The organism is Pigmentiphaga sp. (assembly GCF_019689535.1).
Classification (GTDB): Bacteria; Pseudomonadota; Gammaproteobacteria; order Burkholderiales; family Burkholderiaceae_B; genus Pigmentiphaga.
In genome coordinates this window covers 1-10,991 of record NZ_JADGHH010000113.1, presented here as the reverse complement: position 1 = coordinate 10,991, position 10,991 = coordinate 1, and the positions used below count along the sequence as shown (strand labels likewise).

General features: G+C 66.2%; 11 protein-coding genes. 2 read left to right on the top strand and 9 right to left on the bottom strand.

The features are described from left to right. Positions 1–92: 92 nt before the first annotated feature. The 4 genes from IRZ12_RS11050 to IRZ12_RS11035 form a co-directional block, all read right to left on the bottom strand. Positions 93–1,076: a tripartite tricarboxylate transporter substrate binding protein gene (locus tag IRZ12_RS11050; RefSeq protein ID WP_296468330.1), complete on the bottom strand. Its 984-nt coding sequence runs from the start codon at positions 1,074–1,076 to the stop codon at positions 93–95. A 43-nt stretch (positions 1,077–1,119) separates the two neighbouring features. Further along, complete coding sequence (locus IRZ12_RS11045) at positions 1,120–1,749, bottom strand: fumarate hydratase C-terminal domain-containing protein (protein ID WP_296468327.1); 630 nt, start codon at positions 1,747–1,749, stop codon at positions 1,120–1,122. Between the two features lie 18 nt (positions 1,750–1,767). Next, a complete protein-coding gene (locus IRZ12_RS11040) occupies positions 1,768–2,637 on the bottom strand; it encodes a fumarate hydratase (protein ID WP_296468325.1) in 870 nt (289 codons plus the stop codon). A 118-nt stretch (positions 2,638–2,755) separates the two neighbouring features. Continuing rightward, positions 2,756–3,748, bottom strand: coding sequence for a 2-dehydropantoate 2-reductase (locus IRZ12_RS11035; RefSeq protein ID WP_296468324.1), 993 nt, complete (start codon positions 3,746–3,748; stop codon positions 2,756–2,758). A gap of 139 nt (positions 3,749–3,887) precedes the next feature. On the opposite strand from IRZ12_RS11035, the gene IRZ12_RS11030 reads away from it, so the two are divergent. After that, the gene (locus IRZ12_RS11030; RefSeq protein WP_296468322.1) at positions 3,888–4,748 is read left to right on the top strand and encodes an NUDIX hydrolase family protein; all 861 of its coding nucleotides are present in this window, start codon (positions 3,888–3,890) and stop codon (positions 4,746–4,748) included. Here IRZ12_RS11030 and IRZ12_RS11025 read toward each other — a convergent pair. Then, entirely contained in the window at positions 4,738–4,971 is a 234-nt protein-coding gene (locus IRZ12_RS11025; RefSeq protein ID WP_296468320.1) for a DUF3717 domain-containing protein, read from the bottom strand. The genes IRZ12_RS11030 and IRZ12_RS11025 overlap by 11 nt on opposite strands. A gap of 144 nt (positions 4,972–5,115) precedes the next feature. Between IRZ12_RS11025 and IRZ12_RS11020 the strand changes: the two genes are divergently transcribed. Next, on the top strand, positions 5,116–5,880 hold the full coding sequence (locus IRZ12_RS11020; protein WP_296468319.1) for a glycine zipper 2TM domain-containing protein: 765 nt from the start codon (positions 5,116–5,118) through the stop codon (positions 5,878–5,880). A gap of 36 nt (positions 5,881–5,916) precedes the next feature. Here the strand turns inward: IRZ12_RS11020 and IRZ12_RS11015 are convergent, their stop codons facing one another. From IRZ12_RS11015 to dprA, 4 genes are all read right to left on the bottom strand, one after another. After that, on the bottom strand, positions 5,917–6,477 hold the full coding sequence (locus tag IRZ12_RS11015) for an SET domain-containing protein-lysine N-methyltransferase (RefSeq protein WP_296468317.1): 561 nt from the start codon (positions 6,475–6,477) through the stop codon (positions 5,917–5,919). Between the two features lie 11 nt (positions 6,478–6,488). After that, positions 6,489–9,122: a DNA topoisomerase III gene (locus IRZ12_RS11010; RefSeq protein ID WP_296468316.1), complete on the bottom strand. Its 2,634-nt coding sequence runs from the start codon at positions 9,120–9,122 to the stop codon at positions 6,489–6,491. A 197-nt stretch (positions 9,123–9,319) separates the two neighbouring features. Next, positions 9,320–9,778, bottom strand: a complete 459-nt coding sequence (locus IRZ12_RS11005; protein WP_296468315.1) for a DUF494 family protein — start codon at positions 9,776–9,778, stop codon at positions 9,320–9,322. 72 nt (positions 9,779–9,850) lie between these two features. Further along, entirely contained in the window at positions 9,851–10,963 is a 1,113-nt protein-coding gene (gene dprA / locus IRZ12_RS11000; RefSeq protein ID WP_296468332.1) for a DNA-processing protein DprA, read from the bottom strand. Between the last annotated feature and the right edge of the window lie 28 nt (positions 10,964–10,991).

Genomic DNA, 10,991 nt, shown 5'->3' with positions numbered 1-10,991 from the left:
CCCCCGCGGGCCCTCGCGGTGGGGGGGGGGCGGGGGGGCCGGGCCCGGGCCCCGCGCTTCTGTTCCAGGCGCGGCGTTGCCCCACGGGAGGCTCAATCCAGCCGGATGTTGGCCTCCTCGATGACGCGTTTCCATTTGGCGCTTTCGACCTTCATCAACGAGTCCAGCTGCTCCGGCGTGCCGCCCCCGACCACGGCGCCGAACTGTTCGAGCTTGGCCCGGCCCTCGGGCGAATCGAGGACGATGTTGATTTCGCGGTTGAGTTTTTCCACGATGGCGCGCGGCATGCCGGCCGGACCCGCCACGGCGAACCACACTGACGCTTCGACGTCGAAGCCCTGTTCGACGGCGGTCGGGACGTTCGGCGTGCCTGGGAAGCGTTTCTTGGACGTCACCGCCAGGCCGTTCATCTTGCCGGCCTGGATCTGCGGGATGAACGCCGTGATGGGGGCGACGATGGCCTGGATCGACCCGCCCATCAGGTCGGTCATCGCGGGCGTGTCGCCTTTGTAAGGCACGGCCAGGAGGTCGGTCTTGGTGGCGTGGCGCAGCAGCTCATAGGCCAGGTGCCCGATGGTGCCGTTGCCCGGGTTGCCGACCGAATACTTGCCGGGCGCCGCCTTGGCGAGCGCGATGAACTCCTTGAGGTCCTTGGCTGGCGTCTTGTCGGTGGAGACGACCACCAGGGGAATCTCGCCCACCAGCACGATGGGCGTGAGGTCCTTGGCCGGATCGTACGGCATGGACTTGTAGAGGTACTTGTTGTTGGCCAGCGGGCCGGACGTCGTCAGCGTAATGGTGTAGCCGTCCGGTGCCGCCTTGGCGACTTGGTCGGTGCCGATGTTGCCGGCCGCGCCGGGGCGGTTGTCGACGACGAACTGCTGGCCGAGCTTTTGGCCGAGCCGCTCGGCGATCAGGCGCGCCACCACGTCCGTGCTGCCGCCCGCCGGGAACGGCACGATGAGCCGCACCGGCTTGTTCGGCCAGGAGGCTGCGTCGTCCTTGGCGTTTGCGGCAGTCGCCGAAAGAGCCAGTATGGCGCCCGCGCAGACAGTGAGGCGTTGGTACTTCTTCATGGGGTCTCCGATCTTTGGTTCGAAATTGAGAAAAGTGCCGCGATCAGCGCAGGGCTCGTTCGCGGTCACGGTTCAGTTCGTCGAGGATGGTCGGCAACCGCCGCTTTGCGTCATCGCGCAGCTGGCGATAGAGGCTGTTGCCGTGGGCATCGATCCCGACGGTGGCGGGGCCCAGGTCCTTGACGCGCAAGGTCACTAGGCGAAACTGAGAGATGTAGTCTTCCCAATGCACGGATACGACTTCCTGGATCGCGCGGGCGAGCAACGTGCAGCCTCCGCCGAGGAAAGACAGGTAAATGCAGCCGGTCTCGCGCATGGCTGCGACGCTTTCTTCGCCCAGCCCGCCTTTTCCGCCGACGATGCGCAGGCCGTAGGCGCGGATGAGGCTGGGCATGAGGGCGTCGTAGCGCGTGCTCGTGGTGGGGTTCATGTACAGCGCTTCATAGCCGGAAGGCGTGTTGCTTTCCCGGTTGTACGAGCTCAAGTGCAGAAACGCGCCTCCCCGTATGTCGATGGGCAGCGGCTTGCCCTGCTCCGCATAGTCGATCATGCGCTGGTGGGTGGGCAGGCCGATGGTGACGACGATGTCGCCGCTCAGGTAGACGATGTCGCCGGCCCGGATGGCCGAGATGTCCGCCTCACTCACGGGAAGGGTCAAGCGATGCGTATTCACGGTGATTCTCCTGCGCCGTCATTCCACGCGCACGACCGTCCCGTCCTCGTAGATGCGGGCACAGGTGCGACGGTTGATCCAGCAGTTGAACGCCACGGCGACCGGCATGAATCCGTGGCTGGCGGAGTAGTCGATGTGCACGGCCATGGCGGTGGTGTCGCCGCCGGTGCCCATGGGGCCGAAGCCCGTGGCGTTGATCGCCTTGAGCAGGCGTTCCTCCATCGCGGCCAGAACCGGCTCCGGGTTGCGCTCGCCGAAGGGGCGTAGCACGCATTCCTTGGCCATCTTGGCGGCGTAGTCGAAGGTGCCGCCTATGCCCACGCCCACCACGATGGGCGGGCAGGGTTGCGAGCCCGCGCGAAGGACGGTGTCGAGGACGTATTTCTCTATCGTTTCGAGTGACGGGTAGACGAAGGTCTCGATGGCTTCCCAGCGTCCCGTGCCCATGGCCTTGGGCGCGCAAACGATCTCCATGTAGTCGGCGCCGTCGATCATGTCGAAGGTGACCAGCGGCATGTTCTTGCCCTCGTAGCTGCGTTGCAGCGTCAAGGGATTGGTCACCATCTTCAGGATGGGAGGGTTGGCGCGCGCCACGAGATCGGCGAATCCGTCGACGATGGCTTGCCGCACGTTGCCGGAGAACGTGACCCGGGTGCCGACGCGGATCATGTATGTGGGAACGCCGACGTCCGAGCAGACGAGATGGTTTTCCGCCTCGGCCGCTTCCGCAGCCTCGACCATGATGCGCAGCGTCTGCTTGCCCAGCTGGACGGTCTCGCGTCGCTCGGCCTGGGCAAGCAATCGTTTCGTGTCGTCCGGTACTTTCTTCAGGGACCACTCGTACAGGGACGAAGTGACGTTCCTGATGATCTCGCTGGAAATAGGCATCGCATACCGCCGTCCGCCGGCTCTCCGTGCTCACGCAAGGCTGGCAGGATGCGTCGGAGGCGGCGGCGGTTCAAGCGAAGTTTTTGCGTTTTTCGCCTATAGAAAAGTAGGGCCCGGCTTAGCCGGGAAGCAAGCCCAACACCTGCGCGCGCATGCGCGCAAGCGCATACACCGTGTTCAGCGTGGGTGCCGGGCATCGGGCCGCGGCGGCGGTCTCCACCAGGGCTCCGAGAATGCTCTCGATCTCTACCGGACGCCCTGCCTCCACGTCTTGCAGCATGGACGTCTTGATGTGCCCCAGGCCGCGGGTGAGTGCGATGCGCTCGCGCGAAGCCACTTGCGCCGGCAGCCCCAGTCGTTCGCCGACCGCGAGCGCTTCGTCCATCATGGTCACGAAGGTCTCGTGCAGGCGCGGGTCGTCGATCATGGCGTCCGTATAAGCGCCCGTCAGCAGGCTTGCGGAATTGAAGCAGGCGTTGCCCAGCAGCTTGGTCCAAATGTCGGCGCGCACGTTGGCGCTCGCCACCGCGTCGAACCCGGCGCGGGCAAATATCGCCGCCACGGCGCTGGCGCGCTCGCTCGTCCCGCCGCGCGGCTCGCCGACGACGACGCGGTTGCCCGAGGCATGGCGCGTGAATCCCGGCTCGGGCGTCGAGGCCGAAGCGAATACCACCGCGCCCAACACTTGGTCGACGGGCAAGTGGGCCTCGATGGAGCCGTCGGGGTCGACGCTACGCAGCCGGGTTCCCGCCAATGGGTGATCCCCGCCTAGGAAAAACCACCATGGGATGCCGTTGAGGGCCGGGATGATCACCGTGTCCGGCCCGACCATCGGTAATATGCTGCGGGCGACGTCGCGCAACGCGGGCGCCTTGACGGCAAGGATGATGACGTCTTGGCGACCCAGTTCTGCCGCGTCGTCGCTGGCGCGGACTTTCGGCGCCAGCGACCGGCCTTGCGATTCTAGCCGCATGCCCTCCTTGCGCAGCGCTTCCAGGGTGCGACCCCGGGCCAATACCGATACGGTTTCGCCTGCGTCGGCCAGGCGGCCCGCGAAGAGTCCGCCGATGGCTCCGGCACCGACGATGCAGAGGTTGGGATGTTCCGTCATGGTGTTCCTATACGCTTGGGACATGGGCGCCGGCATCTTACCCGAGCCGATGCGGTTCACTTCCGCTTACGAGCTCCGGGAGGACGGCGTGCCCGGACTTCCGGCAAAATGAAGGCTTGAAAATGGGATATGCATTTGGATGAACGTATTCGACTCGATATTGACCCGCGCGCACGTCGATCCTCCTCCGGATTTTCCCCGGTTGCGCATCGCCGGCCGGGACTGCGGTTGGGTGGCTGCCGACGTATTGCAATGGCTCGCTCCATTCGCGGGTGAAATCCGGGTTGACCCCGGCGTGGTGCACCTGCTGCCGGGATGGGACGGGTCCGGGGACCTCCCGGAACGGACGGCGGCGGTCAATGATTTGCTGTCCCGCATTGCGCAGGCCTTGTCCCAGGCCGGCAGGCTCAACGGCTGGCGCAATGAGCTGCTCGACGTCATTGCCGACGATGGCACTGTACTCGGCGTGATCGAGCGCGCCGCGGTCCGGCCGCTCGGCATCGCAACGCACGCGGTGCACTTGAATGCATGGACCGACAACGGGCAGTTGTGGATCGCCCAGCGCTCGTTTACCAAGACGACCGATCCGGGCATGTGGGACACGCTCGTGGGCGGGCTCATCAGCGCCGGCGAAACGCCGGAGAGCGCCCTGCTGCGCGAGAGTTGGGAAGAGGCCGGCCTGTTGCCCCATCATCTTCAGTCGGGGCGGCGTAGCGGGCAGTTCTCGGTGCGGCGCATTCTGCCCGAGGGCTACCAGATCGAGCACGTGACGGTAGTCGACATCGTGCTCGGCCCGGAGGTCGTACCCGAGAACCAGGACGGCGAAGTCGCGGCGCTCAAGACGGCCTCCCCCCAGGAAGTGCTGCAAATGATCGCCGACGGTGCATTCACCTTGGAAGCGGCGCTTGCCATGCGCGCCAGCCTGGGCGCTTACGTCCAGCCGGCGGTGGCCGCGGCGAGCGAGGACATGGCGCCGGAAGCGGCCCGGCTTAGCTTTTGACCGGGGCGGCTTGCCGCGCCCGCTGCCATTCGTCGATGGCTGCCCTGGCCGGTTCTGGCAGGCCGGTGACGTCGACCGTGCGCCGGCGATTCATGATCATCTCGGCATAGGGAATGGCCAGCGCGGCGACCTCGGGGCTCAGCGCATGCTCTTCCCCCGTGGAGGGCTTGCGGGCGCGCCAGAAATTGATGGCTTCCTCGAGCTCGGTGAGGGTGATTTCCATGGGGGGCATTCTGGCAGACTTTTTCCTGGCCGGCGGAAACATTCGGTCAATTCCGATACACAAAGCACAAGGCCTGGCCGGGCGCGGAAACAACCCAGAAACGGATGTGGATGTACCTTACGTGAATCTTACGTTGGGAGCAGCATGATGTTCTTGGATTCGTTCTCCGCTTCATCGGCAGGCCGCGATGCGCTCGCGCGTGCTTATCCCGTCATGCGCGGGGCGGCGGCGCTGCATCCCTTGCTGGCGGCCGCTGCGATCAGTGTCATGGTGCTGTCCGCGGTGGGCGTGGGTGTCTTGACGGGCCTGTTGCCCTCGCCGCTGGCCAAGCCCGCGGCGCCCCAAGAGGTAGTCGAGGCCGAGCCGCCTGTTTCGGTAAGCGGGCGTGATTTCGGCAAGGCGGCGGCCCATATCCCGGCCCGCAAAGCGGCCGCTGTGGAACCGCGCGATGTGCCTGGCCGCGAGGCAGGCCGCACCGCCCAGGCCGCCGCGCCCGCCCCGCGCGAGCCTGTCCGCACGGCCGCCGCGGTATGTGCCGACTGCGGCACCGTGCAGAGCATGCGTGCCCTGCAGGTCGAGGGCCAGGGAACCGGGCTGGGCGCCGTGGGCGGCGGCGTGGTGGGCGGCGTCGTCGGCAACCAGATCGGCGGCGGCAGTGGCCGCGCGGCTTTCACTGTTCTCGGGGCCATAGGCGGCGCCCTCGCCGGCAATGAGATCGAAAAGCGCGCCCGCACCTCCACGCGCTACGAACTTACCGTGCGCATGGACGACGGCAGCGTCCGCACCTTCCATAGCGCGACACCTTACCCCTGGCGCGCGGGCGATCCGGTGCGCGTGGTGGACGGCGCTGTGGTGGCCCGTAGCGGCGGCGACCGCGCGCAGGCGACGCGCGTGAGTGATTACAACTGATCCCCGCCGGGGCGGCGGGGCGCGCCCCGCGGCGACTCAGGCGGACTTGCGGCGTCGCTTGAGGGCTAGCATGGTGCCTCGGCAGGACGGCGCGCCGCACAGGCAGCGGTAGTTTTTCTTGAGGGTGGGGGTGATCCGCTCGTCGATCACGAGCCCATAGTCGTAATTGAGTTCCTCGCCGCGCTCGATAGGCCGCAAGGACACGATGAAGACGCGGCCGTCCTCGGTTTCCTCGGCCTCGCAATTGGGCTCGCAGCAATGGTTGATCCACCGGGCATCATTGCCCTGGCTGCCGCCATCGATGACCTTGCCGTTTTCCAGCGCGAAGAAGAACGTGTGATAAGGGTCTTCCGGGTTGACCGGATGGCGCCGGTCGGCCTCGGCGGCCGAGATGCGCTCGCCCGCGTATTCGAGAATGCGGGTGCCTGCCGGAATCTTGCGAGCGGCGAAGACCCCGGTGCCGTGGACGCGCGAGCGGCGCACGACGTACCAGGATTTGCCGGCGGGCGGCGGGTCGACGTCTATCCGTTCGGGCGCGGGCGGCTCGGCCACGGGTGCCTTGCGCGCCCGGCTGGGCGACTTCTTTTTTGCGGTCATGGAAAGGGGCTCTAACTCGAGGTCTTGGCCGCTGCCTTCTTGGCGGCTTTTTTCGCCGGCGCTTTCTTGGCAGCAGTCTTGGTCGCGGCTTTCTTGGCTGCCTTCTTGGCAGGCGCTTTCGCGGTGGCTTCGTCACCTTCCGCCGCGCCTTGGGCCGCGCTCTTCTTTGCCGTAGCCGCGGCGCCCGCCGCCTTGCCGGCCTTGGCGGGGCGCGGCTCGAATTCGAAGCCGATCTTGCCGTCGTCCTGACGAACAAGGAAGGCCTTGAACTTGCGGTTGGTGCGGCTCGATACGAAGTTTTGCAGCAAATCCGTGCGGCCTTCGGTCAATAGTTTGGCCATCTGCTCGGGGCTGACTTCCTGCTGCAGGATGACTTTGCCGGAGCGGAAATCGCACGTGCGTTGCGGGCCTACCGACTTCTCGCATACGTAGCTCATGCCGTGCTCGAACACGTGAGCCTCGCACTTCGGGCATGGTCCGACGGGCGTTTGGCCGGAGAAATCCACCGCTTCGGAGGAGTCATCATCATCCTGGCCGAAATCGAACTCCAGCTTGTAGTCGTCGGTAATGCGCAGGATGGCCGAGAACGGACGCCCCATCTTGCTGATGAAGCCATTGAGCGGCCCGATCTCGCGCTTGGCCAGCAGTTCTTCGACTTCCTGCAGTTCGAAGGTGCGCCCGCCCGGGTGCTTGCTGATGGAAAAATCACAGGCCGTGCAGGCGTAGCGGCGATAATTTTCCTTGACCACGGCGCCGCACTTCGGGCACGGGGTGGAGAGCGTGGCGTAATCGCCCGGCACCGTATCGCGGTCGTACTCCTTGGCCCGCTTGACGATGATCTGCGTCATCTGCGCGATTTCGCGCATGAACTCTTCGCGCGCCAGTTGCCCTTTCTCGATCTGTGCGAGCTTGTATTCCCATTCGCCGGTGAGCTCGGGCGAAGTCAGTTCGTCCACGTCCAGGCCCGACAGCAGCGTCATCAGCTGGCGCGCTTTCGCGGTAGGAATTAATTCGCGGCCTTCGCGGCGCAGGTAGCCTTCGTTGATCAGCCCTTCGATGATGCCCGCCCGGGTGGCAGGCGTGCCGAGCCCGCGGCCCGCCATGGCTTCACGCAGTTCCTCGTCGTCCACCAGTTTCCCGGCGCCTTCCATGGCCGACAGCAGCGTGGCTTCCGTGTAGCGCGCAGGCGGCTTGGTGGCGAGCCCGATGGCTTCCACGGTTTCCGTGCGCACCTGCTCGCCGGGCGCAACCGGTACCAGATTGGCGTCCTCGCCTTGGGCGTCGCGCCCGTAGACGGCCATCCACCCGGGATTGACCAGCACCTTGCCTTCAGTCTTGAAATGATGGCCGGCCACTTCGGTGATGCGGGTCGTGACCAGGAATTCGGCGGGCGGGTAAAACACCGCGAGGAAGCGCTTGACCACCAAGTCGTACAGCTTTGCCTCGGCTTCGCTCAGTTCGCGCGGCGCCTGCATCGTGGGGATGATCGCGAAGTGGTCCGACACCTTCTTGTTGTCGAACACGCGGCGGTTGGGTTTGATCCAGCCGCTTTCCAGGACCTGCTTGGCGAAGGGCGCATAGGCCGGCCGCGTGCCGACCAGCGTTTCCATGGTTTGCCGCACGGTTCCCAGGTAATCTTCCGGCAGATAACGTGAGTCCGTGCGCGGATACGTCAGGGCCTTGTGGCGCTCATAGAGGGACTGGGCCAGCGCGAGCGTGGTCTTGGCCGAAAAACCGAAGCGCGAGTTGGCTTCCCGCTGCAGGGTGGTGAGGTCGTAGAGCAGCCCGGAAAGCTGCGTGGACGGCTTGGATTCCTCCGTGACCGATCCCGGCCGCTCGCGGCAAGCCGCCACGACCGAATCGGCCGCGGCCTGGGTCCATAGGCGCGAATCGCGCTTCTCGGGGTCCTGGGGATCCTTGACGTGGTTGGGATCGAACCAGCGGCCCTCGTACAGCCCGGCGGCCGCGACGAATTGCGCGCGTACTTCCCAGTAGTCGCGCGGCTCGAACCGGCGAATCCGCTCTTCGCGCTCGAAGACGATGGCCAGGGTCGGGGTTTGGACCCGGCCCACAGTGGTCTTGAAGAAGCCTCCGTCCTTGCTGTTGAAGGCCGTCATGGCACGGGTGCCGTTGATCCCCACGAGCCAGTCGGCTTCGGCGCGGGAGCGGGCGGCGGCCTCGAGCGGCCGCAGCGCGGCGTCGCTGCGCAGGTCGGCGAAGGCTTCGCGTATGGCTTCCTGGGTCATGGACTGGAGCCACAGGCGCCGGATCGGCTTGTTGGTCTTGGCGTACTGCGTGATGTAGCGGAAGATCAGTTCGCCTTCGCGCCCCGCGTCACAGGCGTTGATGAGCGAGTCGACATCCTTGCGTTTGATCAGGCGCACCAGCAGGCGCAGGCGCTCCTCCGAGCGCTTGTCCGCAGGGCCGAGCTCGAATTCGTCCGGGATCACCGGTAAGTGCGCGAAACTCCATTTGCCCTTGACCGGATCGTTGGGCGCCACGAGAGTAAGCAGGTGCCCGACGCTGGACGCCAACACGTACTCGTCGCTTTCGAAGTAGTCGCCTTCGCGCTTGAATCCGCCTAGTGCGCGGGAAATGTCCAGCGCGACCGAGGGTTTCTCGGCGATGATCAGAGTTTTGCCCATTGACTTCCAGTAGAACGGAGCCGACGCATGACATTAATAAATTAGCGCGTCAAAGCGCCGGATAATACGGGGGGAATTTTGTGATGTGCAAGTCGGGCGGGCGCGGCGACCGGCAAAAATGCCTCGTGCCGCATGCAGCCGCCCCGCGCTCGAGCGGGTGCCGGGCGTCCGCTCCCGGCCGGGCTCGCGAAGGGAGATTAATGCAATTGCCGGGCGCTGCCGTCTTCCAGCAGCTCTTCCAGGATGAGATTGTCGATCTCGGTTTCCTGGCTCCACAGCACCATCAGCACGATGATCTTGAGCTTGTCCAGCGGGACCGGCGATTCGCCCAGGGCGAAGGCACGGTCGATGACGATTTCGCGCAGGGGGGACGAGAGCACGCCCGCCGACTCCAGGAAGGCGATGAAACCAACGGCTTCCGAGCCGAGTTGGCGATATTCGGCATCGGCATAGACTCGGCAGCCGGTGCTGGGAATGAGGGCGAGATCGACGCAACGATGGGTGGATTCGGCAAGCCCCGACAACCAGGTCAGGGCGTCGTCGATTTCATCGTCTTCGAAGCCGGCGGCGGCGAGTTTGCGCGCCAGCGTTTCCGGGTCGGGGCACGCTTCCGGCGTGTAGTAGTTCTCGAAGAGGTAGACGAGAATTTCGAACATAAGTCAGCGTGTAAGGCTGGATCCACTGTACGCTGAATTGCAGCCCTAGGCAAATGGCAGAGTATTTACCGCTCAAGCTTCGTGTGGCGGGCATACGACTTGGTAGCGCCCGCCTCCGAGCCGCGCGACCCGCCCTCGTAGCTCGAGGTCGAGCAGCCGGGCCTGGAGGTCGGGGATGGCGAGGCCGCTGCGCCGGGCCAAGTCATCGAGCGCGACCGGGCCGTATCCCATGGCGGCGAGCAGCTCGTCCCGGACGGGCGCCGTTTCGCCTTGCGCACGGCGGATGAGGTCATCCGGGCCGCACAGTTCCTCGAGTACGTCTTCCGGCGATTCCACGAGTTTGGCGCCTTGCCGGATCAGGGCGTGGCACCCGCGCGACAGCGGGGAGTGGATCGAGCCAGGGATGGCGAACACGTCCCGCCCCGCCTCGGCCGCCAACCGCGCGGTAATGAGCGAGCCGCTGCGGGCGGCAGCCTCGGCCACCAGCGTGCCGCGCGCCAGGCCGGCAACCAGCCGGTTGCGGCGGGGAAACTGGTGCGCCAGGGCCGGCGTGCCGAGGGGGAGCTCGGAAACCAGGGCGCCAGCGGCCTCGATGCGGGCGGCCAGCTTGCGGTTGCGGGCGGGATAGACCACGTCGGCGCCCGTGCCGACCACTGCCACCGTCCCGCCCTCCGCTTCCAGCGCGCCTTCGTGTGCGGCGGTATCGATGCCCAGGGCCATGCCGCTGATGATGCACCACCCTTCCCTCGCCAGGCGTCGCGCGAAGGCGCGCGCGGTGGACAGGCCGTCGGGCGTGGCATGGCGGGCTCCGACGATGGCGATGGCCGGCCGCGTCAGCCAGCCCGGATCGCCGGCCACGTATAGCATCGGAGGTGGATCGTGTATGTCGAGCAGGCAGGGCGGATAGCCGGCATCCGCCAGTGTGAGCACCTGGTGGCCGGGCGTGTCGCACCAGCGCAGCGTGCGCTCGAAGGTTTCCCGGAACTCGTCCGACGGCGGGCGGGTGAGCTGGTCCGCGACGGCGGCGGGCAGGTGCTCGGCCAGCACTGGACGGGGTTGGGCGTAAATGTGCTGGGGGAGCCCGAAAATGGCCAGGAGTTGGCGCACGGTTGGCGGACCGAGGCCGGGTTCGAGCGTGAGCCGAAGCCAAGCGGCGAGTTCTTCGGGGGGATGGGCGAGGGGCATGCCAGTGGAACAGGGTGTGGGCCCAGGG

What these genes read in the sequence shown, in the direction of transcription:
- IRZ12_RS11040 (WP_296468325.1), bottom strand. Translation starts at nt 2,637, where the DNA reads ATGCCTATTTCCAGCGAGATCATCAGGAACGTCACTTCGTCCCTGTAC.
- IRZ12_RS11025 (WP_296468320.1), bottom strand. Translation starts at nt 4,971, where the DNA reads ATGGAAATCACCCTCACCGAGCTCGAGGAAGCCATCAATTTCTGGCGC.
- IRZ12_RS11020 (WP_296468319.1), top strand. Translation starts at nt 5,116, where the DNA reads ATGATGTTCTTGGATTCGTTCTCCGCTTCATCGGCAGGCCGCGATGCG.
- IRZ12_RS11050 (WP_296468330.1), bottom strand. Translation starts at nt 1,076, where the DNA reads ATGAAGAAGTACCAACGCCTCACTGTCTGCGCGGGCGCCATACTGGCT.
- IRZ12_RS11015 (WP_296468317.1), bottom strand. Translation starts at nt 6,477, where the DNA reads ATGACCGCAAAAAAGAAGTCGCCCAGCCGGGCGCGCAAGGCACCCGTG.
- IRZ12_RS11030 (WP_296468322.1), top strand. Translation starts at nt 3,888, where the DNA reads ATGAACGTATTCGACTCGATATTGACCCGCGCGCACGTCGATCCTCCT.
- IRZ12_RS11005 (WP_296468315.1), bottom strand. Translation starts at nt 9,778, where the DNA reads ATGTTCGAAATTCTCGTCTACCTCTTCGAGAACTACTACACGCCGGAA.
- dprA (WP_296468332.1), bottom strand. Translation starts at nt 10,963, where the DNA reads ATGCCCCTCGCCCATCCCCCCGAAGAACTCGCCGCTTGGCTTCGGCTC.
- IRZ12_RS11035 (WP_296468324.1), bottom strand. Translation starts at nt 3,748, where the DNA reads ATGACGGAACATCCCAACCTCTGCATCGTCGGTGCCGGAGCCATCGGC.
- IRZ12_RS11010 (WP_296468316.1), bottom strand. Translation starts at nt 9,122, where the DNA reads ATGGGCAAAACTCTGATCATCGCCGAGAAACCCTCGGTCGCGCTGGAC.